This is a genomic window from Spirosoma radiotolerans, assembly GCF_000974425.1.
GTDB classification, from domain to species: domain Bacteria; phylum Bacteroidota; class Bacteroidia; order Cytophagales; family Spirosomataceae; genus Spirosoma; species Spirosoma radiotolerans.
On the sequence record NZ_CP010429.1, the window covers coordinates 2,346,735 to 2,361,744 of the forward strand.

A 15,010-nucleotide genomic window follows, 5' to 3' on the forward strand; every position below is an offset into this window, starting at 1 on the left:
ACAGACAGGCAATATTGGCTGAGGATATTTGCGGGATTTTTTAACCCCTCAAATAATGGTCAACTTCTCAAAGCTTTTTGTTTTATTTCTTCTTTTTATCGTCCATGTTTCCAATGCCCAAACCAATTTGGCGGGCATTTCGGGCAGAGTAACGGATCAGGCGGGCAAACCGCTCGAAATGGCCACGATCCAGGTCAAAAATGAATCCACCGGTTTTAAAGCCAGCACCGTATCTAACGAGAAAGGCGAATTTCGGTTAAAAGAATTACCCCTTGGTTCCCCGTATTCCATTACAGTCCAGTTTATCGGGATGGCGACGCAGGCACAAACCGGCTTTGCGCTTAACCAGGGCGACCTGTTGCAGGTCGCCTTCAAGCTGGTCGAATCAACGCAGAATCTGGAGGCCGTTGTAGTAACCTCCACGTCGCTGAGCAACAAGATTGAAAACATCGGAACCTCAACGGCCATTACGGCGAAGGATATTAACCGCCTGCCCGTGAATGGCCGTAATTTCACGACCCTGGCCGATCTCTCACCATTAAGCACAGGTACCAGCCTGGGCGGACAACTGGGGTCAGCCACTAATTTTACCATCGACGGTATGGCCGCCAGGGGCACCATCTCCGGCGGCCAGCCGAGTGGCGCCTACTCAATTACGATGGAAGCCGTTCGGGAGTTTCAGGTGGTTACCAACCAATACGACGTCACCTACGGGAATGCCGGTGGTGGTACGATCAGTACCGTAACCAAATCTGGAACCAATAAACTGAGCGGCAGTGCCTTCACGTTCCTGAGAACCAACTGGCTGTCGAGTCCCTACGGACTGAATGAACAAAAGAGAGACCTGCCCTTCAATACGGCTCAGTATGGTTTCTCCCTGGGCGGACCCATCATTAAGGACAAGCTGCATTTTTTTGTCGCCTGGGATCGTCAGGCCAGCACGCAACCGTTGCTGATTGCGCCCATTCAATCGACGGCCGATGTGTTGCGGTATAACGTTACGCAGGCCACCGAAGACAAGTTTCTGAGTATTGCCCGCAGCAAATACGGCGTTGGAAACGCTCCTCAGTTTGGCCAGTTCACCCGGTTCAAAAATACGCAGGCCCTGTTCGCTCGTATTGACTGGCAAATCAACGCCAAAAACCTGTTGACGATCCGTGACAATTATATCTACGATTTGGATAACCAGTCGGACGGCGATAATACGACGATCAATATGTATGAAGTGTACAGCACCCGTAAAAGTGCTAATAACAGTTTGTTGGCCTCGTTGCGGACAACAATTAGCCCAAAGGTGACAAATGAATTAAAGCTGCAACACTTCTGGGAGTACAATACACTATACGCCAATCCGCAACTGCCGGCCGCCAACATTCCAAGGGCAACTGTGGCCAACGTGCCCTCAGTTAGTCCGCTGGATTCAACCAAGACGTTGTACACGAGTATTCAGCTGGGCGGACAGCGCTACGGTGGCGATTATTTCAATAATAACCTGGTTCAGTTGGTTGATAACCTGTATGTTAATACCAATAAATTCAATTTTACGTTTGGCGCTGGTTTGACCTTCACCAATCAGAATTCCATTTATGGTAGTGAAACGAATGGCCGTTTCTGGTATACGGGCTTAACTGCTTTCGAGAATCTGGCTCCCTATCGTTTCACGCGGGATGTTTATCTGAGTAATAACCCCAATATTAAATTCAATATTCTTGTGCCAAACCTGTATGCACAGGCACAGACGACCGTCGCTCCGGGCCTGAACGTCACGGGTGGTATCCGGGTTGACTATACCGATTACCTAAGTACCGCCAATTTTAACCAGACGGTATACAACACGCTTGGGCTACGGACCGACAATAAACTGGCGACCCTGCAGGTGCAGCCTCGTGCGCAGGCGACCTGGGATATTCGCCAGGATGGGAAAGACATCGTTCGGATAGGCGGTGGTATTTTGGGCTCTGCCCTGAATCCGTACTCGATGATTAACAACATGTTGTTCGATGGCAGCCATATTGCTAGTATCGATGTGACTGGTAATCTGGTGCCTACCCCGAATTTCCCTGCTTATCGTAACAACCCAGCTTCTGCTCCCGGCGTAGATCTGGTGAACAACCCCAACGTTCCCAAACTCTACACCATCAACATGAATGGCAAGGATGCAAAAGTACCTACAGTGTATAAAATCAATGGGTCGTATAGCCACTTCTTTACGAGCAATTTCAGAATGAGTATCGCGGGTTATATGTCTTTTGCCCGCAACAACTATACGTACATCGACAAGAACATGGTCGATCAGCCCTACTTCACGCTGTCGAAGGAAGCAAACAGACCCGTCTACGTTCCGGCTTCGACCATCAATGTGAGCAATGGCTCGCAGGACTGGACCTTGGGACGTAAGACGAATCAGGTAGGCCGGGTACTGGAACTGGAAAGTCTGGGTAAAGTCAATCAGGCTGCCGTCGTGATCGATGGCGATTATAGGTATTTTAAGGATGGCGAGATCGCCTTTTCGTATACCTGGAACCAGACGAAGGATAACACCTCTTACAACGGAAACGTAGCCAATACCGCAACACTGGTACAGTATACCGCCGGTGATCCTCGTATCCTGAACCAGATGGGCTATTCCGACAACCATTTTCGGAGTAAGATCGTCGTTTACGGGAATACCCCCAGTTTTCACGGTTTTAACTTAGGTTTCCGCTTTTCAGGTTTGAGCGGCACGCGCTATTCCATGATTGTAAATGGCAACATCAATGGTGATTTTGTGGAAACAAACGATCTGGCCTTTGTATACGACCCCAACAGTGCCGAAACACCACAATATTTAAGAGATGGCATCAACGCGATCCTGAATAACCCGAACGTGGAAAAGAGCGCGAAAGATTACATACGGAGTAGCTTCGGGAAGGTTGCAGAACGGAATGGTGGTGTTAATCCCTTTTATGGCACGCTTGATTTACGGTTGACCTACAAAGTTAAAACGCTCCATAAACAGTACATCGAACTGTCGGGCGATCTGTTCAACACGGCCAACCTGATCAACAAATCATGGGGTGTTAACCATGCGCTGGGGGCAACATCCCTGCTGTCGAGATCGGGCTTCGATACCACCACAAACAACTACAAGTACGTAGTCAATACCAACGCGGGTGTGTCTGGCTTAAGCGGCAGTCCTTACCAATTCCAGGTCGGTGCCCGCTACGGATTCTAGTATCCAAAAAGGGGTTTCTGCTCCTAGCTGAGTACTAAAAAGGAGGCCTCCCAAATTGGGTGGCCTCCTTTTTAGTTTGATTTTGGGCGTTCACGGCAAACTCAATTGAGTCGTTTCAACTTCGTCGATCAGTCGCTGAATAAAACGTTGCTGATCCATGGGCAGGGCGTCAACGGCTGCGCTCAGGGAGTCTTTCAGGTGTTGCCATTGGCATGGATTGAGGATAAACAGCTCGGTCGTGAAGTCAACCATTAATGAAGTTGCCGGGTTTGCGGATGATGTCCCCTGGTCAACGCGATCAATGGAAAGAGTAGGGGTCAGCGCCTTCATGAGCTGAAAGGCTAAATCACTGCGCACGTACTGATCCAGTGTGTGTTGCGGTATTCGTCCGTCGGCATCCGCTTTTTTTAGGGTAGTTATCGCTTTATAATTCATTGTGCTGGTGTTGCCTGGATGGCGAAGAAAACAGGTCTTCTGCTCAGTTTTGAGCAGAAGACCTGCAACAACTCAGACCGATTCCATCACGGCCTCACGGACGGTTTGGGCGGCCTGTACCATGTTTTTCAGCGCTTCAGTCGTCTCCGGCCAGCGACGCGTTTTCAACCCGCAATCCGGATTGACCCACAAGTTTCGGGCCGGTAGCACCGTCGTTGCCTTCTGCAGAAGGTCGACCATTTCGGCCACCGAGGGCACACGCGGGCTGTGAATGTCATACACGCCTGGCCCGATTTCGTTCGGATAGGCAAACCGGGCGAACGCATCCAGAAGCTCCATTTGCGAGCGGGAGGTTTCGATGGTTATGACATCGGCATCCAGATCGGCAATCGCACCAATGATGTCGTTAAACTCCGCATAACACATATGGGTATGAATCTGAGTCTGATCCTGCACGCCAGATGCGGCTACCCGGAACGCCATCACCGCCCAATCGAGGTAAGCATCCCAGTTCTCCCGGCGCAACGGTAATCCTTCCCGAAGGGCAGGCTCGTCAATCTGAATAATGCCGATACCAGCCGCTTCCAGGTCCACGACTTCATCACGAATGGCCAGCGCAAGTTGCAGACAGGTGTCTCGCCGTGGCTGATCATCCCGGACGAACGACCATTGCAGAATGGTGACCGGACCGGTGAGCATTCCTTTCACGGGTTTACTCGTCAGTGACTGGGCAAATTGTGCCCAACGAACGGTCATGGCAGCGGGCCGGTAAACATCTCCAAAGATGATGGGTGGTTTGACGCACCTCGACCCGTAACTCTGAACCCAGCCATTTTCGCTGAAGGCAATCCCATCGAGCAACTCTCCGAAATACTCCACCATGTCGTTCCGCTCAAACTCGCCGTGTACCAGTACATCGAGGCCTACTTCTTCCTGCCAACGGATAGCCTGCTCGGTTTCCGACGCAATGAAGGCTTCGTATTCGGTCAGCGTTTTTACGCCTTTTTTAAACTTTGCCCGATTGGCCCGCACCGCATCGGTTTGAGGAAATGAGCCAATCGTCGTCGTGGGGAAGAGCGGCAACTTGTGCCGGTCATGCTGTACGGTCTGACGCTGAGCAAATTCACGCCCTCGCCGGGCTTGCTGTTCCGTCAATTGCCGTAAGCGTTGCTGAACCGCCGGTCGGTTGATATGGCTCGATTCCCGGCGGGCCTGTAGTGCTGCCTGATTAGCCGCCAACCGAGCAGCGGCCTGCGGATGGCCGGGTTCCTGGCTAAGGATTGTCAGAGTAGCGACCTCGTCCAGCTTCTGCCGGGCAAACGCCAGCCATTGATTGAGTTGGGTCGTCAACCCGGCGGTTTCGGTCGACAAGTCGCAGGGGACGTGCAGTAGCGAACAGGATGGCGCGACCATAACCCGCTCGGGGCCAATCGCTTTTGTAGCTTGCCGCAGGGTTGCGAGTGATTTCTCCAGGTCATTGATCCAGATGTTTCGGCCATCTACTAACCCCAGTGACAGGCAGGTTTTCTGGTGAACAAAATCAGTACTCAGGATATCAGTCAGCTGATTGGGGCAACGCACCAGGTCCAGGTGGATTGCTTCGACAGGCAACTGGAGAACCAGCGTCAAATTGTCTCCGTAACACTCAAAGTAGGAGGCCAGCAACAGCTTGAGGGTTGGAAATCGATCATGCAACCGCCGGTAAACCGAGGCCAGCATGTCTCGCTGGTTAATAGTCAAATCTAGGGCCAGACAGGGTTCATCGAATTGAATCCAGTCGGCACCCTGCTCCTGTAAGCGGCTGAGTACCTGTTCATACACCGGCAACAGTCGGTCCAGCAACGTCAGACGGTCAAAGCCCGTATCTTTTGTTTTTCCGAGCAGCAGGTAGGACACGGGGCCAAGCAGAACGGGTTTGGGTAATGTATCCAGCGTTTGTTTCGCTTCCTCAAATTCGGTAAAAACCTTTTCGGAAAGCAACGAAAAAGTCTGATCCGCCGAAAATTCAGGAACGATGTAGTGGTAGTTCGTATCGAACCACTTGGTCATCTCCATCGCTTTCAGGTCCAGGTCACCTTGCTGTTGGCCGCGGGCCATCGCAAAATACAGGCCCAGCAGGTCTGGCTCCGGCGTGTCGAGCAGGGGCTGGAACCGCTTCGGAATTGCCCCTACCGTCAGGGACATATCCAGTACCTGATCATAGAGAGAGAAATCATTGCAGGGAACCAGCGTAATACCCGCCTGCTGCTGGGTCAGCCAGTTGGCCTGTCGAATCTGACGGGCTACATCCTGTAGCTGTTGTGGGGTGATTTTTTTTGCCCAGAATTGATCAAGGGCACGCTTGAGTTCGCGGTGGCTACCGATTCGTGGATAGCCGAGGTTGTGTGCGATCATGTTGTTAATGGATAAATGGTTGATCGCGTTCGATGCCGAACTCCATACGCCTACCACATGATCCAGATTATACACAATACGACAGACAACCCCCAGCCTCTTGGAGAAGCAGGAACGAAGCAGTCAATCGTGATGAAACCCAATCGCGTGTGGGCGTAATCAGCAAAGCTAAAGGCAAGTCTCCTGGCTTGTGACGGTATTTGCCGTCCTTCTCATCCCGCTGGCGGGACAATGGACATCGAGGGCAAACCCTTTTTATTGGTCACTGACAGTAGCAACGTCTGCTCGTGATTCTCACACGATTCCTTTTTCATTTCCTGAACCTCTCAGGAAAACCATTAGCTTGTTTGACGGAAAACAAAGAACGTTGGCACAAAGAAACCCCATTCAACCGGCAAAACCAAGGAAGTATTCGTGATTGAGTCGATTTACATTATTCGCAGGAAAACCCAAAAACGATTGGCCTGCTACGAGATTGAGTTGATGCCGACAGGTAGTTCATACCGCAGGAAAGCGCTGACGGCCAATTAATTTACCGTTGACACGGCCTGTATGAACTTGATTGGCATAAAATGAGCGCTATCAGGCTTACAGCCCTAAGACAAGCTACTTTTTGTCGTGTGTTCTTTTTATTTTTAGCCCATATTGCATAACGAACAAACTCGTCGTGCAACGATCAATAACGTTTAGTCTAATGCCTTCTTTAGCCATCGCAAAACGATCTTCAAGTTTTCTTTATGGGCTTATCATTGTCCTGGTGCTGAGTGCTTTTAGTTATGCCGGCACGTTGGACAGTATCCATTTTCAGCGGTATTATATGTTGATTCAAGTGCTGGCGCTGGGGCTGGGTTGTGTACACCTGTTTCTGAGCCGGCAGGTTGCGCCGGCACTCTTCACACCGTTTGGCCGGGGGGGATTGGCTACGGCCGGCATCCTCCTGCTGGCCATGGTACTGGCGCTGGTAATCTACTGGCAAATGGGGCATCTGGCCGACCGCTGGCCATTCGTAACGAGCCTGATCCCGTTTGTGATCCCCTTTTTTGTTGGGCAGGCCTACCAGTTTTACCTGAACATACCACCGGCCGAATACCGGAAATGGTATTACCCAATCAACGGGACTATGCCTGACCTGGATTTGCTTGATCTGTCGAAAATCTTTGTCATCCAGTTTGAGTTTCTCAAAACAACCGCCGATACAAATTTGACAAATTTCAAGGCGAAAGCACCCGTAACAATGACGCTGGGTGATCTGTTTTTAATCTTTATCAACGATTACAATGAGCGCACCCCCGCGAGTCCCATTCAGTTTACGGATGAAGCCGGGCGACCGTCGGGTTGGGTATTTACAAAGAAAAGGGCCTGGTGGCAGCGCCCAGTTTACCTGGACCCGGACCTTGATTTTAGCCAGAACAAACTGAGCGATAACGCAACGATTATCGCCCGGCGGGTGAGCTAACCTGCCCTATTAATTCAGCGTAATTACACCACCTTTCACCTCTACCATAGCATCGCCTTTGAGCGAGGTTTGGGTACCTTCGAGCGAGAGCTGCGCATTGGCCTTGATGCTGGCGGTGGCGTCCGCTTCGGCTTTGACCTCGGCGGCTTTGATCTCCACGCTGGCCGTACCTTCGATCTTCACGGCGTTGGTCGCTTTGAGTTCGATATTGTTTTGCGCTTCCAGCGTTAAATCATTCGACGCTTTCACCTGAATATCTTTTCCTGAAATCACGATGCCTCCCTGTGTCTCAATCGTAATTTTTCCATCGTCGGCAAAGGATAGCAGCACGCGGGTATCGGTTTTGTTGATGTTGGTCAACTCAATTTTCTGTTCGCTGTCTTTATCGTACAGGCTGATCTGGTTGCCTCCTTTGGTCTGGATGGTCTTTTGCACGTTGTCGCGCTGGGTGTAGGTCACCCCGCTTTTTTTCGGATACAGGCTAGTCAGCACAAATGGATATTCGGCCAGGTTTGACTCATAGGCAATCATAACCTGTGCATCGATCTCGGGAACAAACAGCATGCCTTCGCCACTGGCGGTATAGGCCGTAGCCACCCGCAGCCAATCTGACTCTTTACTGGTGCCGGGCCACATAAATTCTACTTTTACGCGACCCAGCTTGTCAGGGTCTTCATTATCAATCACTTTGGCCAGTTCTGGCTGCCCAATCGGTAGTCGGAACGACGGGTTGGGGGGTGGATAGGTGACCGAATCGGGCACGGCCCGGAAGGTGTTAGCATAGTTTCCGCTGCCATCCAGTACGTGCGACACATGCGTCACCCGGTAGCTACCGAAGTTTTCCTCCGACGAGCCCCGTTCGGTCAGGCGTGTACCTTTGACGGAAATCACCGTTCCGACCGAAATGTCCGGATTTTCGCCGAAACCCTGAAATTCCACCAACCGGCTCGCTTCCATGGCTTTCTGCGTTTTGGCTACTTCATTCAACTCACGCTGGCCATACACGAGTTTGGGCAGGGGAAGCTGCGATTCCTGGCTGAAGGTTTTCTCGGATTCGTTCAGGGTGAAATCACCCCATTGGCCTAACCCACTGACCGACTGATCGCTGGAATGACTCTGGTACGTCTCATCGGCTACATAATCGTATCGTGTATAGAGAAACTTGGCGGGCAGCAGCCGCAGACTCATGGCGAAGGTCTGCATGCCATCGACCTTAAAGTCAACTTTTTGGTTATCAGGCTTACCAAATACCAGTTGCTGGCCGTCGTAAAAACACCACTCGCCATATTCGGCTGCCAGACGGGCCAGAAACTCGAAGTTGGTTTCGTCATACTGAACGACATAGCGCAGGGTTTCCGACAATTTAGGGTTTACCGATCGCTTCAGCAGATTGCTGGGATATGGAGTCAGCACCTGGTTGACAATATCGCTCAGGCTGCACTGGAGAAACGTCCGGCGTAATCGGCTGTCTTCCAGCAAAACGGTCAGGCTAGTGCCTTTCAGTACGAAAATGTTCGACGTGTCGCTGGTATTTTTCAGGGCCAGTTCGGTAACAAGGCCTTTGAACTTAAACTTGAACGAGCCTTTTTCGAGTAGGGGGTCGAACGAAAACTGAATGGTCTTCCCAACCACGTTTCGGTGCGACTCGTGAAAAAATAACTCGTTGGCATCTTCGAGGTCTTCGAAAGGCACCGAGAGCTCGAACTGGTGATGACCGAACAGGTCCTGCTCGATGGTGAGCGACGAAACGTTTTTTAGTTCTTTACCGCCTTCAAGCTCAATATGGGGAACGACCTGCTTGGCCATTGGTTAGGTATTTTGTTGCGCTATCCCGTCGAGTTTAATTTTTGCTGCTGATAACCGCAACAGAATACAGTTGCTGGTATGGGTACGCTCGACAAAACGCACGATGGCTTTTGTATTGTTGATCACTCTGGCGTCGAAATCACTTTCGTTCGTCAGGTCCAGATTCAGGGTGTCGGGAATGGCTTCAAAGACCGCATCCGCATCGATAGTACCTGATGACATAAATTCGAAATACAGTGTGGCATAGGCTTCCTGAAATTCGAGTTTTTGGAGTGTCGACTGCTGGTCGATGCGGTCAAATGTGATTTCGCCGTCTTTCTTAACCGTTGGGCTGGTTGCCCAATCACCCAGTAGGTCTTCGTCGCTACCACCCAGAATCAGGGCAATTACCCCACCGCGTACTCCCGTCGTGGTTTTCCCCCGGTCGTATTTCTGCGACAACGTATGGCTGCACTGCAACACCTCGAACGATTTACCATCTATGGTTAGGGTGGCCTGGAATGACATGTGGCTATACGGTTAAGGTGGCCTTATTGAAGGTGACCTCCCCACCGATGATGTTAATCACCGTGGTGAGGTAGTCGACATCCGCATAAAATTTATCCTGATACCACACACAGAATGCCTTTTTGAATTCTATTTCTTTAAACGTAGCCGCTTCGTCGATCCGGCTCAGTGTAATCTTGCCATCTTTCTGCATGTGCGGATCAATCATCCAGTGTTTAATTGTACTGTCGTCCGAGGTGGGTAAGCTAATGATCACACCCCAGTCGGGACGTGAAGCCGGTTTGCCGCGCTGGTCTTCATTTCGCATTACCCGCAGGAGCATCCAGTTGATAAGGTAATCCGTCCCATCGACAGTTAGGGTTGCGTTAAACGCCATGGCAGAGTGGATAAACGTTTGATTGAAAAGAGTTTATGACTGGGGTGTGCGTTAAGCGGGCCGCCGGAGTAGCTGGATTGACTGGCAAATCGATCAACCCAGCTACCGGCCAAATGGCCTACCAGGTACTCTCGTGCGTTGTGCCGCCTACCGTAATTTTTCGGGCGGATATATTCAGGCTCACCGTCATGGCGCTGCTGTTGGTCGAGTTAAAACTTTCCGAATAACCCACGCAGTACGCATCTTCAAACTGGATTTCTTTGAAGGTCGAATCCTGATCAATACGCTTGAAAGTGATGCTGCCGTTGGTTTTTTTGTAGGGGTCCACCATCCAGCCCATTAGGTCATCCTGATCGTGGGCGGCAATTTGAACAAAGATATTACCTCCCTGAACATCCGAGGCCGGCCGGCCTTTATCGTCGGTAGATTGTCCGAAGGAGTAGTTGCAACTCATGATATCGTACTCCTGATCATCAACTTGAAATTTTGCACTGAAGGAAGACATAGTCGTAGTTTGTGTTTAAAGAGTGATAGTAAACTTGATAGGTAACCAGCGCTCCGGTTGATAACCGAGCGTATTCGGGAAGGCTACTGCTTACCGATGTAGCAGGTGACATTGACTACCGGTACTGATAGCCCGGCTCGTTACTCCTGATCATAGTCGGCTTTCCAGTCTACCGAATCGGGATCATCGCCTTTCTGGCCATCGAGCTTTATGAGGAACGTCTTGGCCGGGAAGTAAGGCACCATGTGGATGTCGAGAAAGATCCGGTCTTTCTGTTTGGGATCCTGGCCAAAACGAATCAGCTTGAATTTCTCAATGAGTTTACCGGGTCCGGTGATGTTATCCAGAAATTTCACAATCTGTTTCTGAATATCCATGCGCGTATTCGTATTGAAGTTCTCAAACGCCCGCCGGTTCAGAAAGTCGATGAGTACCTTGGTGATGTAATCGAATACGCGTACCACGGAGTAGGTCTGCAAGCCGATATTGTCGCCGTTGAACAGTGTTTTGGCCGAAAAGGGCATTACCTTGCCATACTCATTAACCATAGGAATAAGGCCCATCTTCTCAAGCGTGGATATTTCACTTTTCTTCAGCGGAAACCGCACGCCGTCGGCCTCATTGAGTGCCCCATGTTTGCGCCCGGCGGTCACCTGCGACATCACGGTGGCATAAACTTTGCCCGCCAGCGCAGCGGAGCCGGGTACATAGAGATCGTCTTCTTCGCCCACATCCTGGTGCCGGCCACGGCCCGTAAGCCAGTTGCAGGTCATCATTACGTTGGAGAGATAGGCATCGCCCCCCGTCAGATCGGCTGATTCAAACAGGTCGACGACATCGTTGGGCGCGTCCAGGTGCCGGAAATCAGTTACCATCATCACCTTATTCTTATAGGCGATCTGTGCCCATTTATCAATGACCTTTTTCGAGCCCAGATAACCCGGCAGTACCAGCAACGAGTAGCTGTCGCGCAGGTCGAGCCGGTCAAACGTGCGGGAGAATTCTTCGGCCACGGCATCGATGAACGTTGTATTGTCGAGATCCGTAATCTGGTCTGGCTCGGCGTTCATGATGTTGACGTTTTTTACCTTATCCTGATCGGTGTTGGCGTAGAAGCTGGCCACCGACCGATAAGCCTGTTCCAGGCTTCGATTGGCGTCAAACGCCCGCAGTAGGTTGGTACTCAGGAGCGTCTGAGCGGCTTCGGCCTTGGCCTGAGCCGTTTCGATTAAGCTGGCCACGCTGTCGGCACCGTTCAGCAGGTCGAGCATCAGGTGCAGGCGCTTGCTTAGTTCGGCGCGTTCGGCGGCTTTAGCCTCTTCGGTCAGAAAGATCTTTTTACGGGCTTTCTTCTCCGGGTTCAGGTTCTGAACGCCCTCCAGGGTAGTTTCCAGAATACCAAAGCCGCCGTATTTGGCCAGTTTGGTACAGCTTTCTTCGAGTGAAGGCGCTGACGTAACCGCAGTTTGTTCAGCCGTTTTCAGGGGTTTGTTTTGATTTTGTGCTTCCATCATGTTTTGAGCAGGTTTGGGGGTTATTGAGCCTCTTCCAGTTCACGGATCATGGCCTGGATGGCCGCGATATAAGCTGCTTTGCCATCCGGGTTGTCGAGCATGGTTTTCAGGATTTTGTTCGACTTTAGCTGCTTTACATACCGCTGGAAGTCCTCGAATGTCATATTTAACTCCTGGAGGTAGTTGCTCTGGGCAATGATGCCCTTCCGGCTAAAATCGGCCAGTGAGCTAAATCGTAGGGTTTCGCTGACAGTGCTGCCTTCTTCCGTGTCAAATTCTACCTCCTGCTCAGGCTTGAAATGAGCGAAGACTTCGCCCACGGTTTTCAGCCCTTCAACCACCTCCGGGCGGAGGGGAGGATCGGCCGTTAGTTTCTCAATTAAAAGGGTTTTGTTCTGGGCAATGTCAACGATACTTTCGCTGACGTTGAGCTTCCGCTCCTGGCCGCCAATTCCGTAGTCAAACATAGTTTACGTAAATAGTTAAGTGGTTAAAATCAATGTAGTGCCTTCTTTAGCCGCCGACCAGCACGGTAGGGCAACCGACCACAATACTGCCGCCGTGAGCGGTCATATCGCCCATTCGGGCTACCGGCTTACCGCCGGCCAGCACCGTAGCTGACCCCTGAACGATGATGTCGGGCGGGCCAACGCAGGTACACGTGTCGCCTACTGTAGCGGCTGGCTGCCCACCAATCAGTACCGTAGGATTACCCGGCCCGACAATGGGGCCGCCCACGTGCGGAATGGGCACAATGGCGGGTGTTTGCATGGGGCAAACGTGCATATCGAGGAGTCGGGCGGCTGGTTGTGGCATGGTCTTATGGGTTTGTTTATTCGTTAAGTCCGGTCAGTCGGCTGGTGGTATGTTAGCCATGTGTTCCCAGATTACGCCCGCCGGCCCATGAATAGTGCTACTGGAATGATGGGCTCCCGACGCTCCTTTTGCAGGCTTGGTGGATTTAGCTTTTGGGGGCGGATCTTTCATGTCGAAGTCATTGTCCCAGTAGGCAATGATCTGCGGGCTGCTCAGGTGGCCGGCAAACTTGACCGTGCGATCGTATTTGTTTTCAGGAATAAGGTGTCGTCGAATCGTAGCTTCCCAAGGTCTGGCCTGCTTATCGGAGAAATGAATGCCTAAGCCCATCAGATTGGCCCGTTGTTCGAGCGTGATGCCATAGGCCCAGCGCTCGGCGGAAGACCCATTGACATGCTCGAATCCCAGGACGTGCCCAAATTCGTGGAGAACGGTTATCTGCCCGTATTCGATTTGATGCTGTTGCTTGCCTATTTTTGTGGGTAACACCCGCCATTCAAACTTCAGATCATCATGGGTAATAATGCCCGTCCGTAATTCAGGGGACATAAAGGATCGAAACCCTTTATCTGGATGAATACATCGAATGGTAAAATGGGGATGTTGCGACGCAGAGTCTACTAACTGGATTTTCAGGCTGCACTGGACGGGAGCACTTACTTTATCACTTCCTGCCGGGGGCGGAATATACCAGGCTTTGTTGGGAATAAGCATAAACTTATCGCTCCAGTTGTGCTCAATAACACGGCAAAACTCCTGCCGGTAGTTCGTCCATTCAAGGTCATTCCAGGTATTTAGCTTATGCGTGAAGGGGTGATAGGGGCTGTGCATAACCCCGTTTCCACTTGCCCACGTGTCGCCCTCGTAAAATTGAGTGGTTGGCTCAATGCGAACCAGACGGATCCGAAATTGCAGGGTCAACTCAAATCGGTTGCCTCCAATGGGCGAGAGAACCGAATCCCACCGGGAATTGGTTTGTGAAAAATGAATGTTCATGACCAGCTTTTGTTATTGAGTATCATGGAAAAGTCGGGTTATTCTCTGAGCGGCTATCGGTTTGGCAGGTTGGTCATGTGTTTCCAGGTCACACCTGCCAGCCCCTGAACCGCATCATCAATGGGGACGCTCGCCGGTGCTGGATCGGACGCCGATACCCAGTTATCATCCCAATAGGCTGTAATTTGTGGGCCATCGACATGACCCGTGAACTTCACAGACTGGTCGTACCGGTTTTCACGAACCAGATGCCTGTTCATGGCCCGTTCCCAGGGCTCGGCCTGTTTATCCGCAAATGAATAGCCCATGCCCATCACGTTATTCTGCTGGTCGATCGTTACGCCGTAGGCACTTTCATCATTTCCATCGCCATTGATATGATCAAATCCCAGAATGTGCCCAAACTCATGAATGACGGGTATCTGCCCGAATATGATGCCATTCGGATTCACCGTTCGTTGCGGGCCCCAGACGATCTTCACATCTTCGTGCGTGATCAACCCCAGCCCATAATAGGTACTGGCATAAGACCGAAAATGGTCGGGGTAGCTAGCCGGATGAAAATGAATACAGCGGAACATGAAATGAGGTTGCTGATCGACAAAATCAACCACCTGGATCGCCAGGCTACATTTAATAATAGGGTTGACCGGTGCACTGCCAGGCCGGGGGGTATACCAGGCTTTGTTGGCCGTAAGCACAAATCGCTCTCCCCAATTTCGCTCAAGCACGTTTTTGAATTCACGCTTGTACATCTCCCATTCCAGGTCATTCCAGGGTTCCAGCTTAATGGTACGATGACCATCCGCGTACTGTAAATTGCCATCGCCCTTCGCATAGGTGTTCGTATCGTTATACTGAGTGGTTGGCTCGATACGGACCAGCCGGATTCGGAACTGCAGCGTCAGTTCGAACCGATTGTCCTCAATCGGGAACAGTAGGGAGTCCCACCGGTTGCCACGCTGCGAAAAATGGATCGTCATACTTTCTG

Annotated in this window: 13 protein-coding genes and 1 riboswitch; of the genes, 2 read left to right on the forward strand and 11 right to left on the reverse strand. The window is 51.2% G+C overall.

What is annotated here, in order from left to right:
- Positions 1-55: 55 nt before the first annotated feature.
- On the forward strand, positions 56-3,214 hold the full coding sequence (locus SD10_RS09455) for a TonB-dependent receptor (protein ID WP_046573580.1): 3,159 nt from the start codon (positions 56-58) through the stop codon (positions 3,212-3,214).
- Between the two features lie 90 nt (positions 3,215-3,304).
- On the opposite strand, the gene SD10_RS09460 is transcribed toward SD10_RS09455, so the two are convergent.
- Together SD10_RS09460 and metE are read right to left on the reverse strand one after the other, a co-directional pair.
- Positions 3,305-3,649, reverse strand: coding sequence for a hypothetical protein (locus SD10_RS09460; RefSeq protein WP_046573581.1), 345 nt, complete (start codon positions 3,647-3,649; stop codon positions 3,305-3,307).
- A gap of 72 nt (positions 3,650-3,721) precedes the next feature.
- Positions 3,722-6,043 carry a 5-methyltetrahydropteroyltriglutamate--homocysteine S-methyltransferase gene (metE, locus tag SD10_RS09465; RefSeq protein ID WP_046573582.1) on the reverse strand — a complete coding sequence of 774 codons (2,322 nt, stop codon included), beginning with the start codon at positions 6,041-6,043 and terminating at the stop codon, positions 3,722-3,724.
- 156 nt (positions 6,044-6,199) lie between these two features.
- Positions 6,200-6,398, reverse strand: a riboswitch (cobalamin riboswitch).
- Between the two features lie 339 nt (positions 6,399-6,737).
- Between metE and SD10_RS09470 the strand changes: the two genes are divergently transcribed.
- The gene (locus SD10_RS09470) at positions 6,738-7,499 is read left to right on the forward strand and encodes a TssN family type VI secretion system protein (protein ID WP_046573583.1); all 762 of its coding nucleotides are present in this window, start codon (positions 6,738-6,740) and stop codon (positions 7,497-7,499) included.
- A 9-nt stretch (positions 7,500-7,508) separates the two neighbouring features.
- Here the strand turns inward: SD10_RS09470 and SD10_RS09475 are convergent, their stop codons facing one another.
- From SD10_RS09475 to SD10_RS09515, 9 genes are all read right to left on the reverse strand, one after another.
- The gene (locus SD10_RS09475) at positions 7,509-9,305 is read right to left on the reverse strand and encodes a type VI secretion system Vgr family protein (protein ID WP_046573584.1); all 1,797 of its coding nucleotides are present in this window, start codon (positions 9,303-9,305) and stop codon (positions 7,509-7,511) included.
- A gap of 3 nt (positions 9,306-9,308) precedes the next feature.
- A complete protein-coding gene (gene tssD, locus SD10_RS09480) occupies positions 9,309-9,812 on the reverse strand; it encodes a type VI secretion system tube protein TssD (protein ID WP_046573585.1) in 504 nt (167 codons plus the stop codon).
- Between the two features lie 4 nt (positions 9,813-9,816).
- Entirely contained in the window at positions 9,817-10,188 is a 372-nt protein-coding gene (gene tssD, locus SD10_RS09485; RefSeq protein ID WP_046573586.1) for a type VI secretion system tube protein TssD, read from the reverse strand.
- Positions 10,189-10,306: 118 nt separating this feature from the next.
- A complete protein-coding gene (gene tssD, locus SD10_RS09490; RefSeq protein WP_046573587.1) occupies positions 10,307-10,693 on the reverse strand; it encodes a type VI secretion system tube protein TssD in 387 nt (128 codons plus the stop codon).
- Between the two features lie 140 nt (positions 10,694-10,833).
- Positions 10,834-12,207 (reverse strand): DUF5458 family protein, encoded by a 1,374-nt coding sequence (locus SD10_RS09495; protein ID WP_227699184.1) that lies wholly within the window; start codon positions 12,205-12,207, stop codon positions 10,834-10,836.
- A gap of 20 nt (positions 12,208-12,227) precedes the next feature.
- On the reverse strand, positions 12,228-12,674 hold the full coding sequence (locus tag SD10_RS09500) for a hypothetical protein (RefSeq protein ID WP_046573589.1): 447 nt from the start codon (positions 12,672-12,674) through the stop codon (positions 12,228-12,230).
- Between the two features lie 46 nt (positions 12,675-12,720).
- Entirely contained in the window at positions 12,721-13,023 is a 303-nt protein-coding gene (locus SD10_RS09505) for a PAAR domain-containing protein (protein WP_046573590.1), read from the reverse strand.
- Between the two features lie 33 nt (positions 13,024-13,056).
- Positions 13,057-14,019 carry a zinc metalloprotease gene (locus SD10_RS09510; protein WP_052731142.1) on the reverse strand — a complete coding sequence of 321 codons (963 nt, stop codon included), beginning with the start codon at positions 14,017-14,019 and terminating at the stop codon, positions 13,057-13,059.
- Positions 14,020-14,072: 53 nt separating this feature from the next.
- Positions 14,073-15,002 carry a hypothetical protein gene (locus SD10_RS09515; protein WP_052731143.1) on the reverse strand — a complete coding sequence of 310 codons (930 nt, stop codon included), beginning with the start codon at positions 15,000-15,002 and terminating at the stop codon, positions 14,073-14,075.
- Positions 15,003-15,010 lie beyond the last annotated feature (8 nt).

What these genes read in the sequence shown, in the direction of transcription:
- SD10_RS09500 (WP_046573589.1), bottom strand. Translation starts at nt 12,674, where the DNA reads ATGTTTGACTACGGAATTGGCGGCCAGGAGCGGAAGCTCAACGTCAGC.
- tssD (WP_046573585.1), bottom strand. Translation starts at nt 9,812, where the DNA reads ATGTCATTCCAGGCCACCCTAACCATAGATGGTAAATCGTTCGAGGTG.
- SD10_RS09505 (WP_046573590.1), bottom strand. Translation starts at nt 13,023, where the DNA reads ATGCCACAACCAGCCGCCCGACTCCTCGATATGCACGTTTGCCCCATG.
- SD10_RS09455 (WP_046573580.1), top strand. Translation starts at nt 56, where the DNA reads ATGGTCAACTTCTCAAAGCTTTTTGTTTTATTTCTTCTTTTTATCGTC.
- SD10_RS09515 (WP_052731143.1), bottom strand. Translation starts at nt 15,002, where the DNA reads ATGACGATCCATTTTTCGCAGCGTGGCAACCGGTGGGACTCCCTACTG.
- SD10_RS09470 (WP_046573583.1), top strand. Translation starts at nt 6,738, where the DNA reads ATGCCTTCTTTAGCCATCGCAAAACGATCTTCAAGTTTTCTTTATGGG.
- SD10_RS09475 (WP_046573584.1), bottom strand. Translation starts at nt 9,305, where the DNA reads ATGGCCAAGCAGGTCGTTCCCCATATTGAGCTTGAAGGCGGTAAAGAA.
- tssD (WP_046573586.1), bottom strand. Translation starts at nt 10,188, where the DNA reads ATGGCGTTTAACGCAACCCTAACTGTCGATGGGACGGATTACCTTATC.
- tssD (WP_046573587.1), bottom strand. Translation starts at nt 10,693, where the DNA reads ATGTCTTCCTTCAGTGCAAAATTTCAAGTTGATGATCAGGAGTACGAT.
- metE (WP_046573582.1), bottom strand. Translation starts at nt 6,043, where the DNA reads ATGATCGCACACAACCTCGGCTATCCACGAATCGGTAGCCACCGCGAA.
- SD10_RS09495 (WP_227699184.1), bottom strand. Translation starts at nt 12,207, where the DNA reads ATGATGGAAGCACAAAATCAAAACAAACCCCTGAAAACGGCTGAACAA.
- SD10_RS09460 (WP_046573581.1), bottom strand. Translation starts at nt 3,649, where the DNA reads ATGAATTATAAAGCGATAACTACCCTAAAAAAAGCGGATGCCGACGGA.
- SD10_RS09510 (WP_052731142.1), bottom strand. Translation starts at nt 14,019, where the DNA reads ATGAACATTCATTTTTCACAAACCAATTCCCGGTGGGATTCGGTTCTC.